We start from the raw sequence: 14,626 nt of genomic DNA, 5'->3' as shown, positions 1-14,626 counted from the left end.
CGCCCCGAGGCGCTCAGACGTCGATCATCCCGGACAGGGTGCTGTAGGCATCCTCCCTGCGGCACGTCATCACCTGGACGAACTTCTCCAGGCCACCGCACAGGTGGAGGATGGTCAGCATGGCCAGCCGGTTCTCCTTCGTCTCGCCGGTCTGGATGGTGTCGGCGGCGTCGATGAGATCCTTGGCGTTGTTGTAGTAGGCGCCGACCTGGGGCTTGGCCTTCAGGGCCAACCACTTCACGCCGCCGTAGACGCTGACGAGCAGGCCGAACGGAGTCACCTTGAAGGCGGTCTGCACGGCGGACCAGTCGATGGAGTCGGTCGAGGCCTGGAGGGCCTTCATCACCCGGTGGCTCGCGGGCAGTTGCAGCCGCTTGTCGCCGTACTCCCGCAGCCGGTAGAGGACGGACTGGGTCTTCATCAGCTTCGGGAACTGGTAGGTGGCCTGCCACGGGGTGAGCAGGTTGGAGCCGAAGGTGACGACGTAGCCACTGAAGCCGACGACCGAGTACCCGACCAGTCCCACGGCATGTCCGGCCGCGGCCTCGAGGGACTTGTTGATGATGGTGCCGAGCCCGGTGGTCGCGCCCAGGTTCACCAGCGCCGGGAACCCGTCCTTCACGGCGGCGAACTTCTCGCCGAACCACTCCGACCAGCTCTTCGTCCCCGTCTGCCGGCCCATGGCCTTGATCAGCATCACGACGGCCTTGCGCTGCTCGTCCAGCAGGGAGAGGTCGGGGTAGATCGAATCCGCCCCCGAGGGGATGGGGACGTTGAGGGCCATGACCAGACCGTTCGGCTGTCCGGCATCCCCCTGCACCTTGGCGAGGGCGGAGGCGACCTCGGTGGCGAAGGTCGTCAGGCGGGTGGCGATGTCGCCGTTGCTGGCCGGCCTCGGGTCCATCCGGAAGAGCTTCTCGACCGGACCACGCAGGGCCACGTACAGCTTGGAGCTCTCGCTCTCATCCTCGAAGGCCTCCCAGGCGGCGGACACCTGGGGCTCGGCGTTGGCCGATTGCACGGCCGACTTCAGCTCGGCGTCCACCCCCAGCAGGCCAAGCGCGTCCCGGTATTGGGGACGACCCCAGGAAGTCAGGTACCGCTCGAAGCGGGCACGTCCATCGAGGGTCTCATTGAATCGGGTCAGTGCGGACATGGGGGCAGGCTCTCCTCGAGTCATTCACGACGGTTCACGGCCAGGGGACACCCGGCCTCACACCCTGGAGACGCCCGGTCCGACACTTTGTGACTCGCGTCGGGTGGGAAGCACGACGCGGGAACGTTGCTTGAATGCCTGACCCTCGGAGCCTAGGGACACGGTCCGCCATGTCTCCTCACCAGATGCCCCTGTTGCTCGTGCGCCACGCCGTAGCCGAGGACACCCACCCCCTGGGTGACGAGGCCCGCCCCCTCACCGCCGAGGGCCGCGCCGCCTTCCGCACCCACGCGCGCAAGCTGGCCCGCCTCACGCCCATGGTGGGCATCGTCACCAGCCCCCTGGTGCGCGCGGTGCAGACCGCGGAGATCCTCGCCGAGGCCTTCGGGCTGTCCCGCGTGGAGGTGCACCCGGCACTGCGACCGCGCGCCCGCGCCCCCAAGCGCATCCTCCGGCTCGCGCGCGAGCTGGGCGCCGGCTGGGTGCTGGTGGGCCACAACCCCTCGCTCGCCCGCGCCGGCTGTCTCGCACTGGACATGGACGAGCTGCCCGACAAGCTGCGCAAGGGCGCCGCGCTCGCGCTCCACCCCGAGGGACGCGGCAAGCACTTCTCCTTCGCGTGGCTGGCGGCTCCGGGCCGCTACCTCCAGCGCGCCGAGGACCTTCACCGCGCGTGAGTGATGTCACGTACTTGTCGCAGACGCGTCACCAGAACGCAAACGGCGGTGTCCAGAGTGCGCGCCGCCATGCCCCACGTCCTCATCGTCGACGACGAGCGCGATCTCGCCGAGCTCATCGATTTCAATCTCCGAGCCGCTGGCTTCTCCACCCGCGTCGCGCCCACGGGCGAGGCAGCGCTCACCGCCGCGCGCGAGCAGCGGATGGATCTGGTCCTCCTGGATTTGATGTTGCCGGACATCTCCGGCGTGGAGGTCTGCCGCCAGCTGCGTGCCGCCGCCAACACCCGTGACGTCCTCATCGTCATGCTCACCGCCAAGGGAGAGGAGGCCGACCGCGTGCGCGGCTTCGAGGTGGGCGCCGACGACTACGTCACCAAGCCCTTCAGCGTCCGCGAGCTCGTCCTGCGCCTCAAGGCCATCCTGCGCCGCAGCGGCCCCGCGCGCGACGACTCCGCGCCCCTCAAGCTGGGCCCCCTCGCGCTCGACATCTCCGCCCACCGCTTCTACGTGGAGGGCAAGGAGGTCATCCTCACCGCGCTCGAGTTCCGCCTGTTGGAGCACCTCATGGCCCGCGTGGGCCGCGTGCAGTCCCGCGAGCAGCTGCTCGAGGAGGTCTGGGGCCTGTCCAGCTCCCTGGAGACGCGCACCATCGACACCCATGTCATGCGCCTGCGCGACAAGCTCGGCTCCGCGCGTGCCTACCTCGAGACGGTGCGCGGCGTGGGCTACCGCATCGTCGACCCGAACACGGTCTGAGCCCGTCGTTACCCAATTGTCACGCCGCGTCCCTCAAACGGCCACGAACGACCCGTACATGGTCCGCGTCTTTCAACAACGGACAGAAAAAGACACCCGGAGCCCCCTCCTCGTATGCGCAACCTGATTGCCGCGATGTTGACCTTCGCCTCTGGCGCCGCCCTGGCCCAGGAGGCCACTCCCGCTCCCGAGACCGCCCCCGCCTCGGAAGCCACCCCCGCCTCGGAAGCCGCCCCCGCCTCGGAAGCCGCCCCCGCCTCGCCGAGCCCCGACGAGCGGATGACCAACGCCGAGGGCAAGGTCGCCTCCATCGAGGAGCAGCTGATCGAGATCAAGGGCATCCTCTCCCCGCTCACGAAGCTGAAGTTCTCCGGCTACGTGCAGGCCCGCTACCAGTGGGAGGAGTCGCGCGAGGACGGCACCGGCGGCTACAGCCGCTTCCTGGTGCGCCGCGGCCGGATCAAGGCCACCTACACCGGCGATCTCGTGCAGTACATGCTGCAGATCGACGCGGTCCCCACCGGCGTGACGGTCCGCGACGCGGAGGCCACGCTCTTCATCCCCGGCACGAAGCAGAACATGTCGGTGACGCTGGGCCAGCTGAAGTGGCCGTTCGGCTACGAGTCCGTGCAGTCCTCCAGCGACCGCGAGTTCCCCGAGCGCACCCGCGTCGTCCGGGCCTTCCTCCCCGACGAGCGCGACCGCGGCGTCAAGTACGCCGGCAAGTTCGGCGTCTTCCGCCTGGGCATCGGCCTCTTCGACGGCAACGGCATGAGCTACCCGGGCTCCGTCGGCGTCGACAACGACAAGGAGAAGGACTTCGTCGGCCGCGCCGGGTTCGATGCGAAGTGGATCTCCGGCGGCGTCTCCGGCTGGTACGGCCACACGATGGGCAGGGGTGCCGGTGAGACGTACCGGCACGCCCACGAGCGCAGCCGCGTCGGCGCGGACCTCCAGGTCTACCTGGACTTCCTGCCCGTCGGCGCCACCGCCCTCAAGGGTGAGTACATCAAGGGCAAGACGTACGTGAGCAATGGCGCCGAGCTGCTCGACCGCCAGGCCAGCGGCTGGTACGTGCTGCTGGTGCAGAACATCGGCCTGCACGACGCGGTGGCCGTGCGCTACGACTACTTCGACGCGGCCAGCGGTGTCCCGGCCGCCGCCGCCTCCGAGGGCTCGGATCGCCCGGCCGGCACCAACGCCGTCGGCACCATCGGCGCTACCGTCGTCCACTACTTCGGTGAGAACCTGAAGCTCTCCGCCACCTACGAGCACCCCATGACGGCGACCGTCTCGGGCGTGAAGGACCCGCGCGACAACGTGCTCACCGCCCAGTTGCAGGCCCGCTTCTAGTCAGCAGCCCTCACTTTCCCGGAATCGCAAGGAGACATCCGTCATGAAGAACTTCATCGCCTCGATCGCCGCGGTGCTGCTGCTCGCCCTCCCGGGCGCGGCTCGCGCGGGTACCATCACCGTCAAGGGCTCCGACACCATGGTCATCCTCGGCCAGCGCTGGGCCGAGGAGTTCATGAAGAAGAACCCCACCATCAAGCTGCAGGTGACGGGTGGCGGCTCGGGCGTCGGCCTGTCGGCGCTCATCAACGGCACCACGGACATCGCCATGTCCAGCCGCCCCATGAAGGAGGCGGAGGGCGAGAAGCTGCGCACCCGCTTCAACACCACCGGCACGGAGATCTCCGTGGCCAAGGACGGCGTCACCTTCTACGTCAACGAGAACAACCCGCTGGACGCCCTCACCCAGGAGCAGCTCAAGGGCATCTACCTGGGCGACATCACCAACTGGAAGGAAGTGGGCGGCCCGGACGCCCCCATCATCGTCTACTCGCGCGAGAACTCCTCGGGCACCTACGTGTTCGTGAAGGACAACCTGCTCAACGGGGATGACTACACCTCCAGCGCCCAGACGCTGCCCGGCACGGCCGCGGTGGTGAACGCGGTGTCCAAGGAGAAGAACGGCATCGGCTACGGCGGCGCCGCCTACGCCAAGGGCATCAAGGAGCTGAAGATCAAGAAGGGCAACGAGGCCATCGCCCCCAGCGCGGAGAACATCAAGAGCGGCAAGTACCCGCTCTCGCGCGACCTCTACTTCTACCTGCGCAACAAGCCGGCCGCGGATGCCAAGACCTTCATCGACTACGTCCTGTCCCCCGAGGGCCAGGCGCTCGTCACCAAGGTCGGCTACTTCCCGGTGAAGTAGTACCCCAGGGCCCCAGGCGTCACGAGATTGTCACACGCTCCCCGAGGACAACGTGGATAGACAAGCAGCCATGCAGAGTGAGGGGCTCGTGGAGACGGTACCCGTGGCGCCGCGGCTCTCCTCCGTCGCCCGGCGGAGGCAGATCCGGGAGAAGGTCATCGCTGGCTTCATCACGGCCATGGCCTTCACGGGGATCGCGGCGCTGGTGCTCATCCTCGTCTTCATCGCGAAGGAGGCGCTGGCGATCTTCCTGGACGCCCACGCCCGCGAGGAGGCCAGCCTGGGGAAGATGTTCCTGCCGCAGGTGGTGCGCGCCGGCAAGCCGGCCACCTTCGTGTGGCAGCCGGTGTCCTCGGTACCGAAGGTGAGCATGATTCCGCTCTTCATCGGCACGCTGAAGACGACGCTGGTGTCCATGGTGGTGGCGGTGCCGGTGGGCGTGGCGGGCGCGCTGTTCGCGGCCGAGTTCGCGCCCCGGCGGCTGCGGGAGATCCTCAAGCCCACCATCGAGCTGCTGGCGGGCATTCCCTCGGTGGTGCTGGGCTTCTTCGCCCTGATGGTGCTGGCCACCTTCCTCCAGGACACCTTCGGCCTCACCTCCCGGCTCAACGCGGTCGTCGCGGGGCTGGGCCTGTCGCTGGCGATCGTCCCCGTCGTCTTCACCGTGGCCGAGGACGCGCTCACCGCGGTGCCGCGCAGCTACCGCGAGGCGTCGCTCGCGCTGGGCGCCACGCCCTGGGAGACGGCCTGGAAGGTGGTCCTGCCGGCGGCGGCCCCGGGCATCCTCGCCGCGTGCGTGCTGGGCTTCGGCCGCGCCATCGGTGAGACGATGATCGTCCTGATGGCCTCGGGCAACGCGGCCATCGTGTCGTGGAACTTCGCGGACTCGGTGCGCTCCATGTCCGCCACCATCGCCGCGGAGATGGGCGAGGTGGTGGTGGGCAGCCCGCACTACTCGCTCCTGTTCTTCATCGGAGTCGAGCTCTTCATCTTCACCTTCGTCCTCAACATGTTGGCGAACGTCTGGACACGCCGCGTCCTCAAGCGGCTGTCGGGAGCGGGAGCGTGAAGCACACCATGCGCCGGGCCGTGGGCGGAGCGCTCACGTCCCTCACCGGCTTCGCCGCGCTGCTCATCGTGGCCATCCTGGCCATCATCCTCTTCGACGTGGCGCGGGGCGGCCTCGGGCACGTCAACTGGCGGTTCCTCAGCGAGCCGCCCTCCGACGGCATGATGGGCGGCGGCATCTTCCCCGCCCTCTACGGCACCGCGGCGCTCACCCTGCTGATGACGCTCGCGGTGATGCCGGTGGGTGTGCTCACGGCGGTGTACCTGCACGAGTACGCGCCCCCCAGCTCGCTCCTGGCGCGAGCCGTGCGGCTGGCGGTGGTCAACCTGGCCGGCGTGCCGTCCATCGTCTTCGGGTTGTTCGGCCTCGGCTTCTTCATCCACTTCGTGGGCGGGAGCATGGACCGGCTGCTGGGCTACCAGGAGTTGCACTGGGGCCAGCCGGGCATCCTCTGGGCCTCGCTCACCCTGGCGGTACTGACGCTGCCGGTGGTCATCGTCTCCACCGAGGAGGCGCTGCGCGCGGTGCCGATGGACCACCGCACGGCGAGCCTGGCGCTGGGGGCCACCCGGTCCCAGACGCTGGCGCGGGTGGTGCTGCCGGGCGCGCTGCCGGGCATCCTCACCGGCGCCGTGCTGGCGGTGTCCCGCGGCGCGGGCGAGGTGGCGCCCATCCTCTTCACCGGCGCCGCCTACTTCCTCCCCGACCTGCCCAACAAGTTCAACTCCCAGTTCATGCACCTGGGCTACCACACCTACGTGCTGGCCACGCAGTCCCCGGATGTGGAGGCCACCCAACCCTTGTTGTACGCCACGGTGCTGGTGCTGCTCGCGCTCACCTTCGCCCTCAACCTCGTCGCGGTGCTCATCCGCGCCCGCACCCGCCGGCGCGCCTCCGCGTCCCACTGACACCGAGCCATGCCCCTCTCTCCCGCTGCTCCCTCGCGCGTCAAGATGGAGGCGCGCGCGCTCACCCTCCGCTACGGCCCCAAGGTGGCGGTGAAGGCGGTGAGCCTCACCCTCCCCGAGCACCAGGTGACGGCGCTCATCGGCCCGTCCGGCTGCGGCAAGTCCACCTTCCTGCGCTCGCTCAACCGGATGAACGATCTCATCCCGGGCGCCAGCCACGAGGGCACCGTGCTGCTGGACGGCACGAGCATCCATGACCGCAACGTGGACGTGGTGGATCTGCGCCGCCGCGTGGGCATGGTCTTCCAGAAGTCCAACCCCTTCCCGAAGACGATCTTCGAGAACGTGGCCTACGGCCTGCGCGTGGGCGGGATGAAGGACAAGGCGGAGATCGCCGCGCGCGTGGAGAAGTCGCTCAAGGGAGCGGCCCTCTGGGACGAGGTGAAGGACCGGCTCAACGACAGCGCCCTGAGCCTGTCCGGCGGCCAGCAGCAGCGTCTGTGCATCGCGCGCGCCCTGGCCATCGAGCCCGAGGTGCTGCTCATGGACGAGCCCGCCAGCGCGTTGGATCCCATCGCCACGGCGAAGATCGAGGAGCTCATCCACGAGCTGAAGGAGCGCTACACCATCGCCATCGTCACGCACAGCATGCAGCAGGCGGCGCGGGTGAGCGATCGCACGGCCTTCTTCTACATGGGCGAGCTGGTGGAATGCGGTCCCACCGAGCAGATCTTCACCAACCCTCGTGAGAAGCGCACCGAGGACTACGTCACCGGGAAGTTCGGGTAGGAGCGAGGGAAGCGGACATGCCATCGACGCATACGGACAAGGCGTTCGAAGCGGACCTGAGGGATCTGCGCGAGAAGCTGCTGGGCATGGGCGCCAAGGTGGAGGCGCACATCGCCGACAGCGTGCGCGCGCTCACCGAGCGGGACTCCGCGCTCGCCGAGAAGGTCATCCAGGCGGACAAGGAGGTCAACCGCCTGGAGGTGGAGGTGGACGAGACGTGCCGCCGCATCCTCGCGCTGCGCCAGCCGGCCGCGAGCGATCTGCGCCTCATCACCACCGCGCTGAAGATCGTCACCGACCTGGAGCGCATCGGCGACCTGGCGGTGAACATCGCCGAGCGGGCCAAGGATCTGAACGAGGCGCCACCGCTCAAGGCCTACGTGGACACGCCGCGGCTGGCCGAGCTGGCCCAGCAGCAGGTGAAGAAGGCGTTGGATGCCTTCGTGTCCTCGGACCCGGTCAAGGCCGAAGAGGTGCGCAAGGAGGACGACCACCTGGACGTCCTCTACCTGAAGATCTTCAACGAGCTGCTCGGCTACATGATGGAGGACTCGAGGAACATCCGCCGTGCCACGGCGCTGATGTTCATCGCCAAGCACCTCGAGCGCATCGGTGACCACGCCACCAACGTGGCGGAGATGGTCATCTACATGGTGCGCGGCACGGACATCCGCCACCCGCGCAGCCGCAACCTGACGACCACGTCCTGAGCGGGCAAGGGGTTCACGGTCCCGTCACCAAGAGTTCTCCCGGGTGACGCGGGACCGTCGCGGGGCAGTCGCCGGGCTTTCCTAACGTCCCGGGTAGGACGCGCGATGAACGCGCCCCTGCTCAGGAGAAAGCCCGCCCCCCATGCTCCACGCGCTCAGCCTGGCCCTGCTCGCCGCCGCCGTCGTCGGAATCGTCGCCCTGGGAGCCCAGCTCCTCTGTGTGCTGCGCTACCGCCAGACCCGCCCCCGAGCCGGCTCCCCGGCGTCCAGTGGCCAGCCCAAGGGCATCTCCATCCTCAAGCCCCTGTGTGGCGTGGACGATGACCTGGAGGCCAACCTGGCCTGCTTCGCCGCGCTCGATTATCCGGCCTACGAGGTCATCCTCGGGGTGAAGGACACGAGGGATCCCGCCTACGCGGTGGCGCGGGCGGCGGTGGCGCGCTGGCCGCACGTCATGAGGCTGGAGCTGCAGCACGGCGAGCCCGGCCTCAACCCCAAGGTCAACCAGCTCATCACCCTGGCGGGCGCGGCCCGCTACGACATCCTCGTCATCAGCGACTCCAACACGCGCGTGGGGCCGGACTACCTGGAGGAGATCTCCCGCACCTTCGAGGACCCGGAGGTGGGTTGCATCTCGCACCCGGTGAGCGGCGTGGGCGAGCGGACGCTGGGCTCGCTGATGGACAACCTGTACCAGAGCACCACGACGGGCGCGGGACAGATCGCCGCCAAGCAGGCCGTGGATCAGGACATCGTGGTGGGCAAGTCCATGGCGCTGCGCCGCGAGGACGTGGAGTCCCTGGGAGGCTTCTACTCGGTGCGCAACGTGCTGGCGGAGGACTTCGTCATCGGCCGGTGGGTGACGCGGCGGCTGGGCAAGCGGGCCGTGGTGGCGCGCTCGCCCGTCTACAACGTGTCGCGGGAGAAGAGCGTGACGGCCTTCCTCAAGCGCTACGTGCGCTGGAGCATCATCCACCACACCTGCATCCCCACGCCGGTGTACCTGGCGCAGTCGCTGCTCAATCCGCTGCCCTGGGCGCTGCTCGGCGCGCTGCTGTCGCCGTCGGAGCGGGCCCTGGGCGTGGTGGGCGCGGCGCTGCTGGCCAAGCTGGTCCACGACGTGACCATCTTCCACCTGTCGCGCCCCGAACAGACCACCTCGTGGAAGGTGGTGCCCGCGGTGCTGCTCAAGGACCTGCTGCTCTTCGTGGCCTGGACCAACGGACTCTTCGCGCGCTCGGTGGACTGGCGCGGCAACAAGCTGCGCGTGCTGCCCGGCTCGAAGCTGGTGCCACCCACGCCCGCCGTGCAGGGGCCCCTGGCCACGCCCGAGCCCGAGCGCGCCGAGGAGCTGCTCGCCGGCTGACGGGTTCACCGCGAAGTCACCGGCCCCACCCGAAAGGTTCACCCGGGGGACATGGCCGTGTTTCAGCGGGTGGGTATCTCTAGAGGCACATGCTCATCCGCAAGTTGGCACATCTGTCGGACCTGCATCTGGACCTCACCCGCGAGAGCGACGCGACGGCCAGCGCGCTCGTGGAGACCCTCCTCGCCGAGCGCGTGGACCACGTGGTGGTGACGGGAGACCTGACCCACCAGGGCAGCCGGAGCGAGTACCGGCGCTTCCGCGAGCTCTTCGCGCCGCTGATCGACGCCGGCCGGCTCTCCTTCATCCCCGGCAACCACGACCGCACGGGCGAGGACGCCGGCGGCCAGTGGATGAACGGCCGGAAGGTGCGGGTGGAGCGGCACGAGGGCCTCTACCTGGTGTGCGTGGACTCCACGGGCCCGCACAACCGCAACTACTTCGCCTGTCACGGCGAGCTGACCCCGGCGGTGCTGGACGAGGTGGACGCGGCCCTGTGCGCCGCGCCGACGGGCGCGCTCACCGCGGTGCTGCTGCACCACCACGTGCTGCCGCTGCCGGAGGAGAGCTTCCCGGAGCGCCTCGCCACCCGCATGGGCTGGCCGCACGCCTCCGAGCTGGCGCTGGGCGCCGAGCTCGTCCGCCGGGCCCAGGGCCGGTGCGATCTCATCCTCCACGGCCACCGCCACGTGCCGCGCGAGTTCGATCTGGGCCGCTTCCAGGGCCGCGGCCTGCGCATCTACAACTCGGGCAGCTCCATCGAGCTCGGCCGCTTCCGCCTCTTCCAGCATGCGGCCGGCCGCCTGGTCGGTGAGCCCGCGTGGCAGGGGATGGCGCTTCCCCCCGCTCGCAAGCGCTCCGCCCCCAACGTCATGCCCGCCCTGCAATACCTGGCCAGCCAGCTGACCATGTCGCTCGTCTGATCCAAGGCCCCTCCCCTGCCCTCCAGGCGGCCTTGCTTCCCAGGTGGATGGCACATTCCCGCTGAGGAGTTGTCCCCACGTACAAGGAGGCCACTTGGGGCGAAGGGCAACCGCGGACGACACACGCAAGGTTCTGGTCGTCGACGATGACGCCGACTGGAGGGAGTTCCTCCGGCTATGCCTCGAGGATCTCGGCTACGAGGCCATCGAGGCCGCCAACGGCCAGGAGGCACTGGACTCGTTGTCACGGCAGCGCTACGGCGTGATGCTCCTGGACCTGAACATGCCCGGGATGAATGGCTTCGAGGTGGTGGAGCGGATGCCCCGCAACGGCAACCCACCCCGGGTGGTGTTCCTGACGGCCGCCGCGGCGCAGGAGGTGGGCGGCGCGCTCCGCTCCGGGCCGCACTACTACCTGCCCAAGGGAGCCAGCCGGGACCAGCTCTCGCTCCTGCTCCAGTCACTGGACGCGTGAGGCGAGGTAGGTTTCCGGCTCCGTAAGCGGCTCCTGCTGCTATAGACGGTGACTGGAGGGTATGCGGCCATCGCGACCGAGCTCGTCATCATCCTGTTGCTGATCCTGGCCAACGGCGTCTTCTCCGGGGCGGAGCTCGCCCTGCTGTCGGTGCGCAAGACGCGGCTGCGGGAGCTGCTCGACGAGGGCAGCCGCGCGGCCGGGGCGGTACAGGCCCTGCGGGACGACCCCGAGCGCTTCCTGGCCACGGTGCAGATCGGCATCACGGTGGTGGGAGCCTCCGCGGCGGCCTTCGGTGGAGCCTCCATCGCCCAGCGTCTCGTCGGGCCCCTCACCCGGTTGGGGCTGGAGGAGGCGCTCGCGGAGCAGCTGGCCTTCGCGCTGGTGGTGGGGCTGGTGTCCTACCTCTCGCTGGTGCTGGGCGAGCTGGTGCCCAAGTCCCTGGCCCTGCGCTTCTCCGAGGGCTATGCGCTGTTCATCGCCCGCCCACTCAAGGGGCTGGCCTGGCTGATGCGGCCGCTGGTCTGGTTCCTCACGGCCAGCTCCAACCTGCTGCTGCGCTTCTTCGGGGACCGGACCACCTTCACCGAGTCGCGCCTGTCACCGGACGAGCTGATGCAGCTGGTGGAGGAGGCGGCGAAGGCGGGCTCGTTGGATCCGAAGGCGGGGGAGATCGCCTCCCGGGCCTTCGAGATGGGGAACATCCCCCTGTCGGCGGTGATGGTGCCGCGCAGCCGCATGGTGGCGCTGCGCCGGCATTCGAGCGCGGAGGAGATCAAACAGGTGCTCCTGGAGCACGGACACTCGCGGATGCCGGTGTACGAGGGCTCACTCGACAACGTCGTGGGCTACGTCATCGCGAAGGATCTGCTGGGAGTCGCCTGGGAGGGCCAGCTGATCGTCCTGGAGGACGTGATGCGGCCGCCCTGGTTCGCCTTCGAGTCGATGCGGGCCATCGACGCGCTGAAGGAGCTGCAGCGGCGGCGGATGCAGCTGGGCATCGTGGTGGATGAGCGGGGAGGCGTGGCGGGGCTGGTGACGGTGGAGGACCTGGTCGAGGAGCTGGTGGGGGAGATCGCCAGCGAGCTCGAGACGCCCGAGGAGCTCGTCCGGCGCGAGAGCCCCACCACGGCGGTGGTGCAGGGCACGGCGGCCATCCGGGACGTGAACCGGGAGCTGGGACTGGAGCTGGAAGAGGGCCAGGGCTGGTCGACGGTAGGAGGCCTGTGCACGGTGAAGGCGGGGACGATCCCCGAGAAGGGCACGAAGCTGACCCTGGAGGACGGGACGGTGCTGGAGGTGCTCGACGCGAGCCAGCGCCGGGTGCGCTCGGTGCGCATCCACCTTCCCCCCGCGGAAGCGTCCGAGGGCTGAAGACCGCCGGCATTCCGGCTAGACTCCGGGATTCCGACGGGCGCCCCCCGCCCGCCGCTCCCTCATGAAACTCCACATCCTCCCCCTCCTCCTGGCGAGCCTGCTCCCGCCGGTTGCGTCCGCGCAGGCCCATCCAGCCACCCAGGAAGTGTCCCTGGGGACGTCCGCGCTCACGTACAACTCCTTCCTGCGGCCCTCCGCGCCCTTCCTGATGCTCGAGGCCGCCTATCACCGACGCGCCGCGTCCGAGGGCCCCTGGAACGCCCTGCGGCTCGGAGTCGGTGTGCGCAGCGGCCTGCCCGCCAACGCCACCTTCTTCCCCCTCGAGGGCTTCCTCCAGGCGCAGCTCACCGCGCGCTTCGGCATCTGGGAGGCGTCGATGGGCCCGGAGATCGGCCTGAGCGGCTTCGCCCGGCTCGACTACTCGAACAGGGGCTTTCCCACCCAGGATCTCCCCAACCTCGAGGACACCCGCATCAGTCCCCTGTACGTGGCCCTCGACGCGGCCCCGCTGCGCTTCCACTTCGGCCGGTTCCTGGTGAGCGCCCTGGAGCTCCAGGTGGGCACCACCGCGCCTTCCTTCGGCGCGGTGGCCCGCGTGCAACTCGGCCTGCTGCGGATCGGAGCCTCCCTATGAATGGCCCCTTCCAGGGTCCCGCCCGGCTGGCCGGGCTCGTGCTGCTCGCCCTCTGCGGCTGCGCCTCCGAACCGGTCCTCCAGAATCCCCAGCTGGAGCAGCTGACGTCCCTCTCCGCCCAGGTGGATGGGGAGCTGCTGATGGACACCCTGCGCGAGCTGGTGGACGCGCATCGCCACGAGACTCCGCTGGACTGCTCGGAGCTGGACGGAGAGAGGTATCCGCCCTACTGCCACCTCACCCGGGAGAACGCGGGAAAGCTGATGCAGACCCGGTTGGAGGCGCTCGGACTGCGCGTCCAGCGCAACGAGTCCTCCAGCAGCGCGTTTCCCACCTCCAACATCATCGCCGACCTCCCCGGCACCACCCACCCCGAGGAAGTGGTCCTGGTGGGCGCCCACTTCGACGCCTTCTACGCGGGCGCGGATGACAACACCACCGGCGTGGCCGCGGTGCTGGAGCTCGCCCGCGTCCTCTCGCAGCACCGCTACCCGCGCACCCTGCGCTTCGTGGGCTTCGACCTGGAGGAGCTGGGCCTCATCGGCAGCACCCGCTACGTCACCTCCCAGTCCGGCCCCGAGCGCGTCGTCGCCGCCGTGGTCTTCGACTGCATCGGCTACTTCGACTCGCGGCCGGGCACCCAGCAGTCGCTGCCAGGCCTGCCCACCCCCGCGGCCGGTGACTTCCTCGCCGTCATCGGCAACGACGTCTCCAGCCGCAGGGCCTCCGAGCTGTACGCGCTCAACCAGGAGCTGAACCTCCTGCCCCTCCTCCCCATCCTCGCGCCCCGCGATGGGACCTCCCCCGCGGCCGGCAACCTGATGCGCAGCGATCACACGCCCTTCTGGCTCACCGGCCACGAGGCGCTCTTCCTCACCGACACCGCCAACTTCCGCAACCCCCACTACCACCAGGAGACGGACACGGTGGACACGGTGGATCCCACCGGCTTCCAGAAGGTGGTACGGCTGTCCGCCGCCGCGCTCGCGTACTGGGCGGGAGGTCCGCGATGAAGTCCCTGCATGCCGCCGCCGGGTGCCTCGGCCTCCTCCTCACCGTCACGAGCGCCCGCGCCCAATCCGCTCCCGAACCGGAACAGGCCCCCACGCGCTCGCCCCGGCTCACCCTCTACAGCCAGTCCGCGGCGCTGGTGTACCTCTCGGACGCGAGGACGACGGGCGGCGTGGGCGGCGGCCTGGGGCTGCGCGCCACCTTCCAGGAGCGCTTCTTCGTCCAGGCCGAGCTCCACTACCTGCTGGGCATCGGCAACACGGCGGCGCTCCGGCTGGGAGCGGGCGTGCAACGGCGCGGCACGTACACGCCGGCCGTGCTCCTCTCCCTCTCCGCGCTGGCGGGGGACGGGCTCACCTTCCTGACACCCCAGCACCCCACCCCCGTGAAGAGTCCCGCGGTCTCGCTCGGAGTGAGCGTGGCACCGCTGCGCTTCTCCTCCGGCGGCCTGCACGTGTCCGCGCTCGAGCTGGGCGTGGGCGTCGGCACGGACCTGCCCGGAACCGGCCTCGCACTCCAGCTCGGTCTGCTGGAAGTGGGCACCTCCTTCTGAG

Annotated in this window: 16 protein-coding genes; 15 read left to right on the top strand and 1 reads right to left on the bottom strand. The window is 69.4% G+C overall.

Annotation, left to right across the window (positions count from 1 at the left end):
• Positions 1–13: 13 nt before the first annotated feature.
• A complete protein-coding gene (locus tag JRI60_RS19465; RefSeq protein WP_204227359.1) occupies positions 14–1,156 on the bottom strand; it encodes a hypothetical protein in 1,143 nt (380 codons plus the stop codon).
• 170 nt (positions 1,157–1,326) lie between these two features.
• Here JRI60_RS19465 and JRI60_RS19460 point away from each other — a divergent pair, with 170 nt between their 5' ends.
• The 15 genes from JRI60_RS19460 (at position 1,327) to JRI60_RS19390 (ending at position 14,625) form a co-directional block, all read left to right on the top strand.
• The gene (locus JRI60_RS19460) at positions 1,327–1,833 is read left to right on the top strand and encodes a SixA phosphatase family protein (protein ID WP_204227358.1); all 507 of its coding nucleotides are present in this window, start codon (positions 1,327–1,329) and stop codon (positions 1,831–1,833) included.
• Positions 1,834–1,902: 69 nt separating this feature from the next.
• Complete coding sequence (locus JRI60_RS19455; RefSeq protein WP_204227357.1) at positions 1,903–2,592, top strand: response regulator; 690 nt, start codon at positions 1,903–1,905, stop codon at positions 2,590–2,592.
• Positions 2,593–2,706: 114 nt separating this feature from the next.
• A complete protein-coding gene (locus tag JRI60_RS19450) occupies positions 2,707–3,945 on the top strand; it encodes a porin (protein ID WP_204227356.1) in 1,239 nt (412 codons plus the stop codon).
• A gap of 43 nt (positions 3,946–3,988) precedes the next feature.
• Complete coding sequence (locus tag JRI60_RS19445; protein ID WP_204227355.1) at positions 3,989–4,810, top strand: phosphate ABC transporter substrate-binding protein; 822 nt, start codon at positions 3,989–3,991, stop codon at positions 4,808–4,810.
• A gap of 70 nt (positions 4,811–4,880) precedes the next feature.
• Complete coding sequence (gene pstC / locus JRI60_RS19440; protein WP_204227354.1) at positions 4,881–5,879, top strand: phosphate ABC transporter permease subunit PstC; 999 nt, start codon at positions 4,881–4,883, stop codon at positions 5,877–5,879.
• Positions 5,876–6,787: a phosphate ABC transporter permease PstA gene (gene pstA / locus JRI60_RS19435; protein WP_204227353.1), complete on the top strand. Its 912-nt coding sequence runs from the start codon at positions 5,876–5,878 to the stop codon at positions 6,785–6,787. Before pstC ends, pstA begins: the two co-directional genes overlap by 4 nt.
• A gap of 45 nt (positions 6,788–6,832) precedes the next feature.
• A complete protein-coding gene (gene pstB, locus JRI60_RS19430; RefSeq protein ID WP_204229008.1) occupies positions 6,833–7,576 on the top strand; it encodes a phosphate ABC transporter ATP-binding protein PstB in 744 nt (247 codons plus the stop codon).
• A gap of 17 nt (positions 7,577–7,593) precedes the next feature.
• Positions 7,594–8,286: a phosphate signaling complex protein PhoU gene (phoU, locus tag JRI60_RS19425; protein ID WP_204227352.1), complete on the top strand. Its 693-nt coding sequence runs from the start codon at positions 7,594–7,596 to the stop codon at positions 8,284–8,286.
• A gap of 142 nt (positions 8,287–8,428) precedes the next feature.
• Positions 8,429–9,652 carry a glycosyltransferase gene (locus JRI60_RS19420; RefSeq protein ID WP_204227351.1) on the top strand — a complete coding sequence of 408 codons (1,224 nt, stop codon included), beginning with the start codon at positions 8,429–8,431 and terminating at the stop codon, positions 9,650–9,652.
• 89 nt (positions 9,653–9,741) lie between these two features.
• A complete protein-coding gene (locus tag JRI60_RS19415; RefSeq protein WP_204227350.1) occupies positions 9,742–10,575 on the top strand; it encodes a metallophosphoesterase family protein in 834 nt (277 codons plus the stop codon).
• 94 nt (positions 10,576–10,669) lie between these two features.
• Entirely contained in the window at positions 10,670–11,050 is a 381-nt protein-coding gene (locus JRI60_RS19410; RefSeq protein ID WP_204227349.1) for a response regulator, read from the top strand.
• Between the two features lie 96 nt (positions 11,051–11,146).
• Complete coding sequence (locus tag JRI60_RS19405) at positions 11,147–12,424, top strand: hemolysin family protein (RefSeq protein ID WP_204229007.1); 1,278 nt, start codon at positions 11,147–11,149, stop codon at positions 12,422–12,424.
• A gap of 64 nt (positions 12,425–12,488) precedes the next feature.
• Entirely contained in the window at positions 12,489–13,061 is a 573-nt protein-coding gene (locus JRI60_RS19400) for a hypothetical protein (RefSeq protein ID WP_204227348.1), read from the top strand.
• Complete coding sequence (locus JRI60_RS19395) at positions 13,058–14,074, top strand: M28 family metallopeptidase (RefSeq protein WP_204227347.1); 1,017 nt, start codon at positions 13,058–13,060, stop codon at positions 14,072–14,074. The genes JRI60_RS19400 and JRI60_RS19395 overlap by 4 nt, the downstream gene beginning before the upstream one ends.
• Positions 14,071–14,625 carry a hypothetical protein gene (locus JRI60_RS19390; RefSeq protein ID WP_204227346.1) on the top strand — a complete coding sequence of 185 codons (555 nt, stop codon included), beginning with the start codon at positions 14,071–14,073 and terminating at the stop codon, positions 14,623–14,625. Before JRI60_RS19395 ends, JRI60_RS19390 begins: the two co-directional genes overlap by 4 nt.
• Position 14,626 lies beyond the last annotated feature (1 nt).

The sequence above is a fragment of the Archangium violaceum genome, assembly GCF_016887565.1.
Taxonomy (GTDB): Bacteria; Myxococcota; Myxococcia; order Myxococcales; family Myxococcaceae; genus Archangium; species Archangium violaceum_B.
The sequence above is the reverse complement of the archived record's forward strand: the minus strand, read 5'-3'. Positions and strand labels throughout refer to the sequence as shown.